This window comes from Paenibacillus macerans (assembly GCF_900454495.1).
GTDB lineage: Bacteria > Bacillota > Bacilli > Paenibacillales > Paenibacillaceae > Fontibacillus > Fontibacillus macerans.
Genome location: NZ_UGSI01000001.1, coordinates 812,081 through 827,586, shown reverse-complemented (window position 1 = coordinate 827,586; position 15,506 = coordinate 812,081). Strand labels below are relative to the sequence as shown.

The window sequence follows — 15,506 nt, the reverse complement described above, 5'->3', positions numbered from 1 at the left end:
CACCACCTTACTTCCGTTCAACGGTTTCCATGATGAAGGCCTCAATCACGTCGCCTTCTTTAATATCATTGTAGTTATCGAGGGTGATCCCGCATTCGTACCCTTGCGCAACTTCTTTGGCATCATCCTTGAACCGCTTCAAAGAATCGATTTTGCCTTCGTAGATAACGATGCCGTCGCGGATCAAGCGCGTTTCCGCCGAACGGGTAATTTTGCCGGAGGTGACCATGCAGCCCGCAATCGTGCCGACCTTGCTGATCTTGAACGTATTGCGGACTTCGGCATGCCCGATGACGGACTCCTTGTATACCGGATCCAGCATCCCTTTCATCGCTTGTTCGATTTCCTCGATCGCATTGTAAATGACGCGGTGCAGACGAATGTCGACCTTTTCCTGCTCGGCGGTCGCTTTCGTCTGGTTGTCCGGACGTACGTTAAAGCCGATGATGATCGCGTTGGAAGCCGCGGCCAAAATAACGTCGGATTCGGTAATCGCCCCGGCGCCGCTGTGGATGATTTTCACGCGCACGCCTTCGATGTCGATTTTCTCGAGCGCGCCCTTCAGCGCCTCCACCGAACCTTGAACGTCCGCTTTGATGATCACGTTCAGCTCTTTGATTTCGCCTTCTTTAATATGGCGGAACAAATCGTCGAGCGTCACGCGCGTATTCGCGCCCAGATCGGACTGGCGCTGCGTAATCGCACGTTTGTCGGCGATGGAGCGGGCTTTGCGTTCGTCCTCAAACACCATAAACGGATCGCCCGCCTGCGGCACTTCGGTAAGGCCGGTAATTTCCACCGGCGTCGAAGGCCCCGCTTCCTTGAGGCGGCGTCCCCGGTCGTTCACCATTGCGCGGACGCGGCCGAAGCAGTTGCCGGCCACAAAAGCGTCGCCGACTTTCAGCGTGCCGTGCTGCACCAGTACGCGGGCCACCGGTCCGCGGTTTCTGTCTAGCTCGGCTTCGATAACCGCACCGCGGGCGCGTTTGTCCGGGTTGGCTTTGTACTCGTTGACTTCCGCCACGAGCAGGATCATTTCGAGCAGGTCTTCCAGACCCATTTTTTGTTTGGCCGACACGTTGACGAAAATCGTATCGCCGCCCCATTCTTCCGGTACAAGCTCATATTCTGTTAATTCCTGCTTGACTTTATCCGGGTTGGCTTCCGGTTTGTCGATTTTGTTGACTGCCACAATGATCGGCAGCCCCGCCGCTTTGGCGTGGTTGATCGCTTCAACCGTCTGCGGCATCACGCCGTCGTCAGCCGCAACGACGATGATCGTAATGTCGGTCAGCTGCGCTCCGCGCGCCCGCATCGCCGTAAACGCCTCGTGACCCGGCGTGTCGAGGAACGTGATCTTCTTGCCGTTGATCTCGACCTGATAAGCGCCGATATGCTGCGTAATGCCGCCGGCTTCGCCGCCGGTCACGTTCGTCGAACGGATCGCGTCCAGCAGCGTCGTTTTCCCGTGGTCGACGTGCCCCATAATCGTCACCACCGGCGGACGCTCTTTCAAATCCGCCTCATCGTCAACCTCTTCGATCGTTTCAAAACGGTCTTCCTCGACCGGAATTTTCACTTCGACTTCAACGCCGAAATCGCCGGCCAAAAGCTGGATCGTCTCGATGTCGAGCTCCTGGTTGATCGTGGCCATGACCCCGAGCAGCATCAGCTTTTTGATCACCTCGGAAGCGTCTTTATGCAGCAGTTTCGCGGTTTCGCCAACGGTCATCGTGCCGCGGACAATGATTTTCTTCGGCGTATTGTCGATTTTTTCGCGCGGCGGCTGCTGATATCCGCCACGGCCCCCCCGGCCGCCTTTGCCGCCGCGGTTGTTGTTTTTAAAGTTGCCGCTACGGTTGTCGTCAAAACCTTTTTGATTTTTCCCGCCATGATTGCCTTTTCTGCCTTGACCTTGGCCTTTGCCTCCGCCATTGTTATTATTGCTTCCGGCCGAAACAAAATTGCGGTTTGGCGCTTGCCCGCCGCGGTTTGCTCCGCCGTTTCCTTGACCGTTTCCTTGGCGGTTGCCGCCGCCGTCACGGCGCTGCGAATCGCCCCCGGTTTGGCCTTGCCCCCGGTTTCCTTGAGGGTTGCGGCCTCCGGCATTGCCGGCGTTTTGCGCAGAAGCGCGCGGGCCTTGCTGATGGCCTCCGTTTGGACGTTGGTTTCTTTCCTGTACAGCGGTAGTTCCGCCTTTTGCGTTTTGGTTTTGATTAGGTTTATTATTCATACTTACCTGCTTTTCATGTTGATTTTTTTTGGCTTGACCGCCGGGATTTCCGTGAACCTTCGCCTCCCGGCCTTGTTCTCCGCGATTTCCCGCCCCTTCCGGGGCCGGATTTTTCGCAGCCTGGCTTCCTCCTGCGGAAGCCGGCGCCGGCGATTTGGACGGGGTTTCGGCGCGGCCCGAATTTTCCCGCTTGGCGGCAGCGTTCGTCTTAATATCCTTGAAAAATTGCTCCACGCGCGTTACGGCATCATTCTCCATCACGCTCATATGGTTATTCACCGGGATATTAAGTCGCTTAAGAATCGTAATGATTTCTTTGCTGCTCATGTTGAGCGATTTTGCATATTCATATACCCTGAGCTTATCTTGTTTTTCTTGTTTACTCAATATACTCCACCTCCGACGTTTTCGCGATCGCTTTACGAACCATATCGGCAAACCCCTGATCGGTAAGGGCCAGAACGACCCGTTCCGGCTTTCCTACGCTCGATCCGAGCATATCCCTGTCAAATCCGACCATCAAAGGAACTTTGTACGTACCGCATTTATCGCGATACTTCTTTTGCGTATTGGCCGACGCATCGCCGGCTACAATCACCAGTTTGGCTTCCGCGGAGCGGATTGCCTTCAGCACGACTTCATCCCCCGTCACCAGCTTGCCCGCCCGCATGGCAAGGCCAAGCCCGGACAACGCTTTATTCATCGCCATCCCCTTCACGCCCCTGGCCGGCGCGGAACTCCTCTTCCACTTTCAAAAAATCGCGGGCAAGCTGCTCGTAAACCTCCGGACTGACCGGCGCTTTCAGCGCGCGGTCGAGCGCTTTGGTTTTGTGGGCAAGCTTGAAGCAAGCTTCCTTACCGCACAAGTATGCTCCGCGCCCCGATTTTTTGCCGGTGAGGTCGATCGACACCTCGCCTTCCGGCGAACGGACGATGCGGATCAGCGATTTCTTGGGCATCATTTGCTGGCAGGCCACGCATTTGCGCAGCGGTACCTTTCTCTGTTTCATCCTTCAACCGCCCCCGATCAATCTACGGAGATGGAATCCTGAGGCATTTCGTCCTGATCGGTTTTTTCTCTTCCGAATTCCTCTTCCGCTTGGGTTTCGCTCTTGATATCGATTTTCCAACCGGTCAATTTGGCCGCCAGGCGAGCGTTCTGGCCTTTGATGCCGATCGCCAGCGAAAGCTGGTAATCCGGCACGATGACGCGCGCCATCTTCTCGGCCTCAAACACCTGCACTTCCAGCACCTTGGACGGGCTGAGCGCATTCGCCACATATTCCTCGACATTCTCCGAATAACGGACGATATCGATCTTCTCTCCGCGCAGCTCGTTCACGATCGTTTGCACCCGGGTGCCTTTCGGCCCTACGCAGGAGCCGACCGGATCGACCTCGCTGTTGCGGGAGTATACCGCGATTTTGGAACGGAATCCCGCTTCGCGGGCGACGGAACGGATCTCCACCACCCCGTCGAAAATTTCCGGCACCTCCAGCTCAAACAAGCGTTTCAACAGGCCCGGATGCGTGCGGGACAGCAGAATTTGCGGCCCCTTCGTCGTATTTTCCACCTTCGTAATGTAGGCCTTGATGCGATCCCCATGCTTGAATTTCTCGTTTGGCATCAGCTCGTTCAAGGGCAGATGCGCTTCGATTTTGCCGAGGTCGACATAGATGTTGCGCAGATCCTGACGCTGCACGATGCCGGTTACGATATCCTCTTCCTTCTCGACAAAGGCGTTGTAGATCAGTCCGCGCTCGGCTTCGCGAATCCGCTGGGTCACGACTTGTTTGGCGGTTTGCGCGGCAATGCGGCCGAAATCGCGAGGCGTAACTTCAATCTCGGTAATATCGTCAAGATGATAGTTCTGGTTGATCTCGCGCGCGGCCGCCAGCGAAATCTCCGTGCGCGGATCCAGCACTTCTTCCACGACGAGCTTGCGGGCGTATACTTTAATCGCGCCGGTATGGCGGTTCATATCCACGCGAACGTTCTGCGCCGTATTGAAGTTCCGCTTGTAGCTGGAGATGAGCGCGGCTTCAATCGCTTCGAACAAAATATCTTTGCTGATTCCTTTTTCCCTTTCCAATTCATTCAAGGCTTCGATAAAATCCATACTCATTTGCCTCGAGTTCCCCCTTTCATAGTTCCCTGCAGGTCACGCTTAACCAAACATCCGCTGTTCTAGAAAATAATGGCCAACCTTGCGCTGGCTACTTTGCTGTATGGAATCGTGTGACTCTTCTTTCCGACTTCAACGACCAATTCGCCGTTCTCGAAGGAAAGAAGCCGGCCTTCAAACTCCTTCAGGCCGCCTACCGGTTCGTATGTAGTGACAAATACGTCTTTGCCGACGGCTTTCGATACATCCTCGGCTTTTTTGAGCGGACGCTCCGCGCCCGGCGAGGACACTTCCAGAAAATAAGCCGATGGAATCGGATCATTCTCATCGAGCTTTTCGCTAAGGTATTCGCTGATCCGGCCGCAGTCATCGATGTCGATGCCGCCGTCCTTGTCGACGAATACGCGAAGGAACCAGTTGCTTCCCTCCTTGACGTATTCCACGTCAACCAATTCAAAGCCGTGTTCCTCCAAATAAGGCGTGACCATTTGCTCTACGGTCGCTTTGATCTTCGGTGTGCTCAAGCGTACATTCCCTCCATCGCGTTCATTCCTGTATACCAAAGAGTAAAGAGTGGGTTTCCCCACTCTTTAAACAACGGTTCTATCTTCATGATTGCCAAAAAAATTATAACATAGTCCGCCAACAGTGACAAGTAAAACACCTTTACTACTATAGGTAGTTCAAAAAATCAGCTTTTGAAGATTTAAGAATGAATAGTCGCCGGAGTCTCTCTTCCTTAAAATCGCAAGAAAAACTTCATCTTAGGGCGGTCTGTCTTCTTTGATTGTTCATCGATAGAGTTTTTCTTATCACGAAGCAGGTTAAGAAGCTTAATCGACGTCGAATCTTGAATTCAACCGGGCCAAGCATATGCTTTCGAAGCATGTTTCCTACGGAAACATTTCCGGTGCTCACGTACCCAAAACGTACGCTCCGCTCCTTATGTCCCTAGCTTCATCCAACCTTCTCGGTGCTGAAAACCTGATTTTTGAACTTATATTTAAACTCACACTTAAAATAGCGACAACTGGTTGCTTTCGGGAAGTCCACGGAAGCAGCCCATGTTGCCGAGGAGCTCGACGATCGTTTTGCTCGCCTTCGATTTCTGCTGGAAGTCCTCGATCGACAGAAATTCGCCCTGCTCCTTGGCCGCGGCGATATTTTTGGCGGCGTTCTCCCCGATCCCGGCCAGCGCCGAGAACGGCGGAATCAGCGAATCGCCGTCCACGATGAACTTCGTCGCGTCGGAACGGTACAAATCGATCGGTTTGAAATGGAAGCCGCGCGCGGTCATCTCCAGCGCCATTTCCAGAATCGGCAGCATCGCTTTCTCTTTAGGCAGCGCCTGAAAGCCTTTCTGCTCGATCTCTTCGATCTTGCGGTGAATCGCCTCATATCCCTGACAGCAAAGCTCGATGTCGAAATCCTCGCCGCGAACCGAGAAATATGTCGCGTAAAATTCGATCGGATGGTAGAGCTTGAAATAGGCGGTGCGCACCGCGGAAATAACGTATGCGGCGGCGTGGGCCTTCGGGAACATGTACTGGATCTTCAGACAGGAGTCGATGTACCATTGCGGCACCTTGCATTTCTTCATCTCCTCGATCCATTCCGGCGTCAGCCCTTTCCCTTTCCGTACGCTTTCCGTGATTTTGAAGGCGAGGCCGGCGTCCATACCCGCTTTGTAAATCAAAAACAGCATGATGTCGTCACGGCAGCCGATCACCGTTTTGATGTTGCAGGTTCCGTTTTTGATCAAATCCTGGGCATTGCCAAGCCAGACGCCCGTTCCGTGCGACAAGCCGGAAATCTGCAGCAGGTCGGCAAACGACGACGGCTGCGATTCCACCAGCATCTGCCGGACGAACTTCGTGCCCATCTCGGGAATGCCGTACGTGGCGACCGGCGTGCGGATCTGTTCCGGCGTCACCCCAAGCGCTTCCGTCGAGTTGAAAATGCTCATCACCTTCGGATCGTTCATCGGGATGGTCGTCGGATCGACGCCCGTGAGATCCTGGAGCATCCGCATCATCGTCGGATCATCGTGCCCGAGGATATCGAGCTTCAGCAGGTTCGCGTCAAAGGCGTGATAATCGAAGTGCGTCGTTTTCCATTCCGCCTCGGTGTCGTCGGCCGGATACTGCACCGGGGTGATATCCTCCACCTCGATGTAGTCCGGCACGACCACGATCCCGCCGGGATGCTGGCCCGTGCTGCGCTTGACGCCGGTACACCCCGCCGCAAGCCGGCTCAGCTCGGCTCCGCGCCAATGCTTGTGATGCTCTTCCTCGTATTTTTTGGCGAAACCGTACGCCGTCTTTTCCGCCACGGTGCCGATCGTGCCGGCGCGGAACACGTTTTTCTCGCCGAACAGCACTTTCGTGTAGTTATGGGCGTGCGGCTGATATTCCCCGGAGAAGTTAAGGTCGATATCGGGAACTTTGTCGCCCTTAAACCCAAGGAACGTTTCGAACGGGATGTCGTGCCCCTCGCCCTTCAGCGTTTGCCCGCATTTCGGGCACGTCTTGTCCGGAAGGTCGAAACCGCTTGGCACGCTGCCGTCAAGGAACCATTCGCTGTACTTGCATTCCGGGTTTTGGCATATATAATGCGCCGGCAGCGGGTTGACCTCGGAGATGCCGAGGAACATGGCGACGACCGAGGAGCCGACGGACCCCCGGGAACCGACCAGATACCCGTCCTGGTTCGATTTTTTGACCAAACGTTCGGAGATCAGATAGTTCGCCGAGAACCCGTATTTGATAATCGGCTCGAGTTCTTTCTCCAGCCGCTTGACGACGACTTCCGGCAGATCCTCGCCGTAAATCTTTTTGGCCGTATCGTAACAAGTCCGGCGGATTTCCTCTTCCGCGCCTTCGATGATCGGCGTAAACAGCTTATCCGGAAACAGCTCGTATTCCTCAAATTCGTCGGCCAGCTTGGAGGTGTTGGCAACGACTACCTCGTAAGCCTTCTCCCCGCCGAGAAAAGCGAATTCCTCCAGCATTTCCTCCGTCGTCCGAAAATGCGCATCCGGCTTGCGTATATCCTTCAGCGGGCTAAACCCGGTGATGCCGTGAATCGTGATGTCGCGGAACAGCTTGTCCTTTGGATCGAGATAGTGCACGTTGCCGGTAGCCACCACCGGCTTATTCAGCTTCATCCCGATCTCGACGATTTTGCGGATCGCCGTCTCCAGCTCGGCCACGCTGCCGACCAATCCTTTGTCCACCAGATGCATATACATCGTCAGCGGCTGGATCTCCAGCACATCGTAAAACTCGGCCACAGCTTCCGCTTCCTCCACCGATTTGTTGAGCACCGTTTCGAAAAACTCGCCTTTTTCGCAGCCGGACATGATGAGCAGGCCTTCGCGCATTTCCACCAGCTTCGATTTGGGAATGCAGGGCACTCGTTTGAAATAGTCGGTGTGCGACAGGGACACGAGCTTAAACAGATTTTTCTTGCCCGTAGCGTTGAGCGCGTAGACGCCGCAATGAAACGGCCGGGTATTGGACAGATCCTTGCCGACCTTATCGTTCAGCCGGTCCAGCGTCGTATACCCTTCGATTTTGATCGCATCTTCGAGCAGGCCGTTCAAAATTTCCCCGAGCGCCAGCGTATCGTCGATCGCCCGGTGGTGGTTCTCCAGCGACACCTTGTATTTGGCGGCAAGCGTATTTAACCGGTGATTCTTCAGGGTCGGAAACAGCATCCGGGCTAGTTCGAGCGTATCGAGCACCGGGTTGTTCATCTGCGGCAGGCCCAGCTCTTTCAGCTTCGCGTTGACGAAATCGACGTCAAACCGGGCGTTATGGGCGACCAGCACCGCGTCTCCGGCAAACTCCACGAACCGCCGCAGCACGGGTTCCACATCCGGAGCGTCCCTGACCATTTCGTCGTTGATGTTGGTGAGCTGCTGGATATTGTAAGGAATCCGTTCATGCGGATTGACGAAGGTAGCGTAACGGTCCACTTCTTTGCCGTCCTGCATTTTAACGGCGGCAAGCTCGATGATTTTGTTTTGGGTGACGGAGAGACCGGTGGTTTCGATATCGAATACGATATATGTAGCGTCTTTCAAATCGTCCCCGCGCGGGTTCAGCACCACGGCGACATCGTCGTTCACCACGTTGGCTTCAACGCCGTAGATCATTTTTATGCCGTTTTTCTTCGCCGCCTTAGCCGCGTCGGGGTAACTTTGCACCCCGCCGTGATCGGTGATGGCGATCGCTTTATGCCCCCATTTGGCGGCCATCTTCACGTAATCGCCGATCGGGGTGACGGCGTCCATCGTGCTCATCGTCGTGTGCAGATGGAATTCGACCCGCTTCTCGGGAGCATTGTCCTTGCGTCCCGGAGGCGCCGTAATTTCCGTCAGATCGGAAGGGATCATCACCAGCTCGGGCACCTGCATAAAGCGGTCGAATTCGACTTTGCCGCGGGCTTTTACCCACTTGCCGTTGGCCAGCTGGCCCATCACTTTCAAATCTTCCTTGTTTTTCGCAAACAGCTTCATCGCCAGCGAGTCGGTAAAATCCGTCAAATTGAACGTAAACAACGTATTTCCGTTGCGCAGCTCCTTGCGGTCCAGACCGAAAATCGTTCCCTGGATCGTGATTTTCTTCTCTTCATCCTGAATGTCCTGAATCGGCACCGGCGGCTCCTTGATGTCGTATCCGATTTGCAGTTTGACGACTTCGCCGTCCACCTCTTCAGGCGGCGCTTCCACCGTCATGCTTTCCATCATTTTCTGGATGACCTCGCGTTCTTCCTCCACGATCCGCTGTTGGAACTCCTCGAACGCTTCGGCGCTCGTTTCGCCGGTTTGCAGCTTGACCCGCAGCTGCAGAGCAAAATAAGTTTCGTAAAACGTCACGATCGCCCGGTCGATATTTTTCTTGCGGGCCAGCTCCAGTGCGGTAGAATCGCCCAACGTTACGGTAACGAGATCGTTTTCGACTTCAAATCCGGCCCGGACCATCCAGCCGTTGACGGAAGGAACCTGACGCTGCACCCATTCCAAAAACAACTTCCAATACTCTCCAACGATATCTTTGGCCGACACTTCGCCGCCGTACCTGAATTCAAAGGAAATTGCCGCGATGTGCTCCATTTTTTCCTTGATGCGAAGGCAAAAAGTGCGGTAAGCCTGAGCCGGCACCAACGTATCCTTCCTGATCGTGATTTTCCATTCCTTGTTGCTGCGGCTAACCTCAACCCGCTCGATATAACCTTCGAGAAAATAGGGATCGATTAACGAGGCGGGAAGCTCCGCCTGCTTCATCAACAGTTCAAGCCGGTTTCTCTTGTCCTGAGTCTCCGTCATGTCTTCCTCCCCCATCTAAGTGCTGAAAACCCGACTTTTGGAACGCTCCGTTATAAAAGCCAGGTCGATGACTCCACGTCCGCTTGCATGAAAAAGGCTTCCGGCGAGAAAACCGGCAGGCAATGAACCTGCCCGACAATTTACTGCCGAAAGCCCTCTTTTGGCTGTGTTGGTTTGCCCGCACAGGGGTTTCCCCGTATCATGCGTGTTCAAAAAGTCGGCTTTATCGCTTTTTGATCAACCTCTTATGGCTTGGACAAATAATTCAAGTTTTAATAGGCTCTGGCAAAAACGACGGTATGTTTGGCTTGTTCCCCGCAAACAAGGCAAGTATGCTTCTTCTCTTTCGGTTCAAATGGAATGTTGCGGCTGGTCGCGCCGGTTTCCTCTTTCACCTGGCGTTCGCAAGCCTCCGAACCGCACCAGCCGGCCAGCGTAAAGCCGCGTTTTTCTTCAATGCTCGCCTTCATTTCATCCAGCGTGTCCACGGAGTAGAAATGCTCCTCGCGGAACGCCTTGGCGCGATCGTACATTTCCTGATGCACCTGCTCGAGCATCGCCCGGACTTCTACGACCAGATTGGCCTGCTGCACGACTTTTTTCTCGCCGCTGATGCGGGAAACCAGTACGCACACGCCGTTCTCCATATCCCGCGGTCCGATCTCCAGGCGTACCGGCACGCCGCGCATTTCGTATTCGTTGAATTTCCACCCCGGACGAAGATCGGAGCGGTCGTCGATGCCGACGCGAATCCCCGCCTGCTTCAGTTCAGCGAACAATTCGTCGGCTCTTCCCACCACCGCGTCCCACGTTTTCGGCGGGCCGATCGGAATGATCATCACCTGCTTCGGCGCAACCTTCGGCGGCAGAACAAGGCCGCGGTCGTCGCCGTGAACCATGATCAGCGAGCCGATCAGCCGGGTGCTTACCCCCCAGGAAGTCGTATGCACATATTCCCGGACATTCTCCCGGTTCAAATATTGAATATTAAAGGCCGAAGCAAAATTCGTCCCCAAATAATGAGAGGTTCCGGCTTGCACGGCGCGGCCGTCCTTCATCATCGCTTCGATAGAATAGGTGTCCACCGCGCCGGCGAATTTTTCGGACGGCGTTTTTTGCCCGACAATGACCGGAATCGCCAAGTAGTTCTCGACAAAATCGCGGTAAATCTCCAGCATGCGCATCGTCTCTTCCCGCGCGTCCTGCTCGTTTTCATGGGCGGTATGGCCTTCCTGCCAAAGGAATTCGCTAGTGCGCAGGAACGGCAGCGTCCGTTTCTCCCAACGGACCACATTCGCCCACTGGTTGATCAGCATCGGCAAATCCCGGTAGGATTGAATCCATTTCTCATACATATGCCCGATCATCGTTTCCGAGGTCGGACGGATGGCCAGCCGCTCCTCCAATTTCTCGCCGGCGGCTTCGGTTACCCAAGGCAGCTCCGGGTTAAAGCCTTCGACATGTTCCTTCTCCTTCTGGAAGAAGCTTTCCGGAATGAAGAGCGGAAAATAAGCGTTGCGATGCCCCGTTTCCTTAAAACGGCGATCCAGCTCCTCCTGAATGTGTTCCCAGATTTCGTAACCGTCCGGCTTAAAAACGATACAGCCGCGCACCGGCGAGTAATCCATTAAATCCGCTTTTTTAATCACGTCGATGTACCATCTGGAGAAGTCTTCTCCCTGCGGGGTAATCTCCGTAACGAATTGTTTCTCCTCTTTTGCCATAAGAACCCTTGTCCTCCCGTTAAAAAACAACAATTTTTATTTCACCGCGTGATTCGCACGGTTCGGGCAACCGGTCAGCCGTGGAACAAACGCAATATATCATTATAGGTGACCGCGATCATCAGCAGGAACAGCATCGCAAAGCCGATGAAATGCACCATGCCTTCGCGGTTCGGATCGATCGGCTTGCCGCGCAGTGCCTCGACTCCAAGGAACACGAGGCGGCTGCCATCCAGCGCCGGAATCGGCAGCAGGTTGAATATGCCAAGGTAAAGGCTCAGGATTGCCGCCCAATACGTAAGCTGGGCTAACCCTTGTTTGGCGATTTGCCCCGTCATTTCAAACGTGCGCACCGGCCCGCCCAGATCGTCCATGGAAAACTTGTTGATCAACTGCTTAAAGCCGAGAAAAATCCCCTCGGTCGTGGACACCATTTTCTGTCCGGCCACCTGGAACGTCTCGCCGAAGGAGGCGCTGCGGGTCGGGAAAACCGTCACGATCGTGCTGCCCACTTTTCCGTCTTCATTTTCGGCTCCGCGCGGGGTAATCGTAAAGCTCAGCGTTTCTTCGCCGCGTTTGACCGTCCATTGCATCGGTTTGCCCTTGGAAGCTTGAATCTTCCCGATCATTGCGTTCGCATCGGTGCCGACCGGCTGACCGTTGATCGTCTCGATAATATCTCCAGGCTGAAGCCCGACTTCCGCCGCCGGCATCCCTTTCACAACTTCGCCGATCTGCAGATGGCTTGGCGTTTCCAGCGGAATCCCCGCCATTTGCGTATGCAGGGCAAACAACACAAAGGCCAAAACAAAGTTCATAAAAGGCCCGGCGAAGATCGACAACGCCCGCTGCCCGACCGTCTTGCTTCCGTATTGCCGATCCCTCGGCGCGATTTGTGTTTCTTTGCCTTTGGTCACCAGCATCGCCTGCGGATGAACGGGGTAAGAGACCACCTCTCCATCCACATCCAGACGAACTGCAAGATCGTCCTGCAAATCAGCGTGCCGCACCTCGCCGCGGATAACATTTTTGCGGCTGTCCAGCCGGTCCAAATAAATTTTACGTACGGTATCGCCATCCAGGCGCAGCGCGACGGTTTGTCCTTCGGCGATCTGGACCAGTTCGGGCTCTTCCCCCGCCATGCGGGCATACCCGCCGAACGGAAGCAGGCGCAATGTAAACTGCGTCTCTCCTCTTCTGAAAGAAAGCAGTTTCGGTCCAAAGCCAATCGCGAATTCACGCACCAAAATACCTGCGCGTTTCGCGAAGTAATAGTGCCCCCATTCGTGCACCGTGACGATGATGAAGAACATGAGCACCGTCAAAAATATGATTTTAAGCAATTCCAAGCGTAAGCATCCTCCTTTTGGCCACGGATCGTCCTAGGGCGTCTTCTTAGATTAACATTATTCTCCGATCAGGCACAAGAGAATACCGCCGCCGGACTTTTCCGGTGCAAAAGAGGAATTTTATAGAGGTTCCGCCCAAGCGGGCGGGCTCTATAAAGATTCGGCCATGTTCCGGGCCCAGCGGTCGGCGGAGCGAATCCCTTCCAGATCCGGCTCCTCCTGAACGTCGTGTTTGGACAACACCGTTTCAATAATCGTCTCAATCTGCAGAAACGAAATGTTTCCGCTTAGAAAGCGGGCGACGGCCACTTCATTGGCAGCATTGTAAACACAAGTGGCTGTCCCCCCTATTTTACCACACTCGAAGGCTAGTCTTAAACAAGGGAACCGGTTGTAGTCCATCTCCCGGAAATGCAGCTTGCCCACTTCCGCCAGGGACAGCCTTTTGGCTTCGGACGGCCAGCGGCGCGGATAGGAAAGCGCGTATTGGATCGGAACCCGCATATCCGGTGTTCCTAATTGGGCGATTACGCTGCCGTCACGATATTCAACGAAAGAGTGGATAATGCTCTCGGGATGCAGCAGCACTCCGATCTGTTCGTAAGGAAGGCCAAACAGCCAATGCGCTTCAATGACCTCCAGTCCTTTGTTGACCATCGTGGCCGAATCGATCGTAATTTTGGCGCCCATGGACCAATTGGGATGCTTTAACGCATCCTTGACCGTAACGTTTCGCAGCTCTTCACGGGTTAAATCGCGGAACGAGCCGCCGGAAGCCGTCAGCGTAATTTGGCGCACCTCTTCGATTCGCTCCCCGTTCAAACATTGAAAAATAGCGGAATGCTCGCTGTCGACCGGCAGCAAAGCGACGCCCTTGCGCCCCGCCGCTTCGGTAACCAGATGGCCCGCCGTTACCAGCGTTTCCTTGTTCGCCAGCGCAATATGCTTTCCGGCCTCAATCGCCGCGATCGTCGCCGGGAGGCCGGCGCTGCCCACGATGGCGGTGACTACCGTTTCCGCCTCCGTCCCCGCAGCCACCTCGATCAGTCCTTGCTCCCCGTAATACAGCTGCACATCTTCCGGAAGCTGAGGGCGTACCCGCTCGGCCAGCTCTTTCGTGGCCACCGAAGCTTTTTTCGGCCGAAACCGGCTTACCTGTTCGGCAAACAGCCCGATATTTCCGCCGGCCGCAAGCCCCGTAATTTCAAATTGCCCGGGATGCTGCCGTACGACATCCAGCGTTTGGGTACCGATCGACCCCGTCGATCCGATCAACGCTATTTTTTTCATCTCGCACCTCTAAACAATGGAGTTTTGTGATTTTCAAACTCATTTCAATCAATGTTTAAAAATCGGCTTTTCAGCACCGAAGCATATGCTTCCGATGTGCGTTTTTTCAAACCGCTTTAGGTCGGGCGAAACTAGGGACTGAGTAGCGCAGCATAGGTAAAGCCTATGTGAGCAACGGAAGCCCGGCTGAGTTCAAGATTCGATATCGAATCATCATCTAGCAGAATGATCCGGAAATAATATAGCTTATCTGCGGACAGGGGCCATGGATCACTTTATTCTACATTAGTCTTGTGCTCAGCATCGTCCCCATAAAATAGAGGAACTTTAGGGGCCTATTTCCCGAATTTGAGCCAATTCATCACCATAAGGGAACTTTTGGGTCTTATTTCCGATGAACAGGTCGAAAATGCTGCCTTTTGCCACTAGATCGTGAAAATAGCGCCATAAAACTCCTCTATTTCACGCAACATGGGGGACATCGGCTGAAATAGCGCCCTTTTTTTCCTTTATGTTGTCCCCGGGATTTTCAAAAGACTATTTTGCCGTTTTCTCAATTCTTCACTTACCATCATACTGACGTTATTTCTCAGAACCGTCTACTAGTTCTTGCCTCGTAAACAAAAGCCGATTTTTAAACTACCTCTACGGGAGGAGAGAAAGGATATGTATGAATGGGAACACCACAATCCAACTGTCGCAGCGGTCCAAAATCCCGCCATGACCGGGCAGCAGCTTCCCCGTATCCTTAACACCGTATACACGTTTGTAGGCAGACTGAATCAAATCGCCGAATTGTCCGACGACGGCGGCGGATACCCCAACCGCCGCAGCTCGTCCAATACTTAACAAGCCGCCGGAAATCACGGCAAAAACGACCGCAACGATCACCGCCAACGCTACTCCGCCAAGCGCTCCCTCAACCGTCTTGTTCGGACTGATAGCCGGCCACAGCTTGCTCTTTCCAAACCGGCGGCCGGTGAAATAAGCCCCGGCGTCACTGCTCCAAATCGCAGCCAGCAGCAGCAATGTCCAAAACAGCCCGTGGCCGTCCGGCGTGCTGCGCGTCTCAGCGATCGATGCAAACCCGATTCCGATGTAAACGGCGCCCAGAAACAGCAGCGCGGCTTGAGCGATCGGAACCTCGTTTTTGGAAGTCACCGTCACCGCCAAAAACAGAAGCATCAGCAGCCATAGGATCGCCAAGGTCGGGAGCGGCATGGGGATTTGTAAAAGAGTCCAAGGAAAACCCAAATACAAAACGCTCAAATATCCCAAAACGGCGGTTCCGCCAAACGCCGGCAGCCCGGTCATACGGACGAATTCATAGTAGCCGATCAGAGCCATTATTAAGATGAGTACATGATAGGTTAGTCCGCCCAGCCAGCACATGCCCAGAAAAAAACCGCCGGCGACGATCCCTGTAATCAACCGCTGTTTCAAGAGTTTACAC

At 54.3% G+C, this 15,506-nt stretch carries 10 protein-coding genes; all 10 read right to left on the bottom strand.

All coding sequences use genetic code 11. The features are described 5' to 3' along the window. Positions 1-7: 7 nt before the first annotated feature. The 10 genes from infB to DYE26_RS03785 all read right to left on the bottom strand — a co-directional run bounded on the left by infB (position 8) and on the right by DYE26_RS03785 (position 15,496). Entirely contained in the window at positions 8-2,620 is a 2,613-nt protein-coding gene (gene infB / locus DYE26_RS03830; RefSeq protein ID WP_036622334.1) for a translation initiation factor IF-2, read from the bottom strand. Next, the gene (locus tag DYE26_RS03825) at positions 2,613-2,936 is read right to left on the bottom strand and encodes a L7Ae/L30e/S12e/Gadd45 family ribosomal protein (protein ID WP_051985856.1); all 324 of its coding nucleotides are present in this window, start codon (positions 2,934-2,936) and stop codon (positions 2,613-2,615) included. Before DYE26_RS03825 ends, infB begins: the two co-directional genes overlap by 8 nt. Continuing rightward, positions 2,929-3,243, bottom strand: a complete 315-nt coding sequence (rnpM, locus tag DYE26_RS03820; protein WP_036622330.1) for an RNase P modulator RnpM — start codon at positions 3,241-3,243, stop codon at positions 2,929-2,931. The genes DYE26_RS03825 and rnpM overlap by 8 nt, the downstream gene beginning before the upstream one ends. A gap of 17 nt (positions 3,244-3,260) precedes the next feature. Next, on the bottom strand, positions 3,261-4,358 hold the full coding sequence (nusA, locus tag DYE26_RS03815) for a transcription termination factor NusA (protein WP_036622328.1): 1,098 nt from the start codon (positions 4,356-4,358) through the stop codon (positions 3,261-3,263). A gap of 62 nt (positions 4,359-4,420) precedes the next feature. Further along, the gene (gene rimP, locus DYE26_RS03810) at positions 4,421-4,882 is read right to left on the bottom strand and encodes a ribosome maturation factor RimP (RefSeq protein WP_036622326.1); all 462 of its coding nucleotides are present in this window, start codon (positions 4,880-4,882) and stop codon (positions 4,421-4,423) included. Positions 4,883-5,373: 491 nt separating this feature from the next. Next, positions 5,374-9,690 (bottom strand): PolC-type DNA polymerase III, encoded by a 4,317-nt coding sequence (locus DYE26_RS03805; RefSeq protein WP_036622324.1) that lies wholly within the window; start codon positions 9,688-9,690, stop codon positions 5,374-5,376. A gap of 272 nt (positions 9,691-9,962) precedes the next feature. Next, positions 9,963-11,414 (bottom strand): proline--tRNA ligase, encoded by a 1,452-nt coding sequence (gene proS, locus DYE26_RS03800; protein WP_036622322.1) that lies wholly within the window; start codon positions 11,412-11,414, stop codon positions 9,963-9,965. Positions 11,415-11,488: 74 nt separating this feature from the next. After that, on the bottom strand, positions 11,489-12,763 hold the full coding sequence (gene rseP, locus DYE26_RS03795) for an RIP metalloprotease RseP (protein ID WP_036622320.1): 1,275 nt from the start codon (positions 12,761-12,763) through the stop codon (positions 11,489-11,491). 150 nt (positions 12,764-12,913) lie between these two features. Continuing rightward, positions 12,914-14,053, bottom strand: a complete 1,140-nt coding sequence (locus DYE26_RS03790) for a 1-deoxy-D-xylulose-5-phosphate reductoisomerase (protein ID WP_036622318.1) — start codon at positions 14,051-14,053, stop codon at positions 12,914-12,916. 645 nt (positions 14,054-14,698) lie between these two features. Next, the gene (locus tag DYE26_RS03785; protein ID WP_036622317.1) at positions 14,699-15,496 is read right to left on the bottom strand and encodes a phosphatidate cytidylyltransferase; all 798 of its coding nucleotides are present in this window, start codon (positions 15,494-15,496) and stop codon (positions 14,699-14,701) included. Between the last annotated feature and the right edge of the window lie 10 nt (positions 15,497-15,506).

Bases quoted from the DNA above. Each gene is read 5' to 3' on its own strand.
- DYE26_RS03790 (WP_036622318.1), bottom strand. From the start codon at position 14,053: ATGAAAAAAATAGCGTTGATCGGATCGACGGGGTCGATCGGTACCCAA.
- rnpM (WP_036622330.1), bottom strand. From the start codon at position 3,243: ATGAAACAGAGAAAGGTACCGCTGCGCAAATGCGTGGCCTGCCAGCAA.
- proS (WP_036622322.1), bottom strand. From the start codon at position 11,414: ATGGCAAAAGAGGAGAAACAATTCGTTACGGAGATTACCCCGCAGGGA.
- DYE26_RS03805 (WP_036622324.1), bottom strand. From the start codon at position 9,690: ATGACGGAGACTCAGGACAAGAGAAACCGGCTTGAACTGTTGATGAAG.
- DYE26_RS03825 (WP_051985856.1), bottom strand. From the start codon at position 2,936: ATGAATAAAGCGTTGTCCGGGCTTGGCCTTGCCATGCGGGCGGGCAAG.
- nusA (WP_036622328.1), bottom strand. From the start codon at position 4,358: ATGAGTATGGATTTTATCGAAGCCTTGAATGAATTGGAAAGGGAAAAA.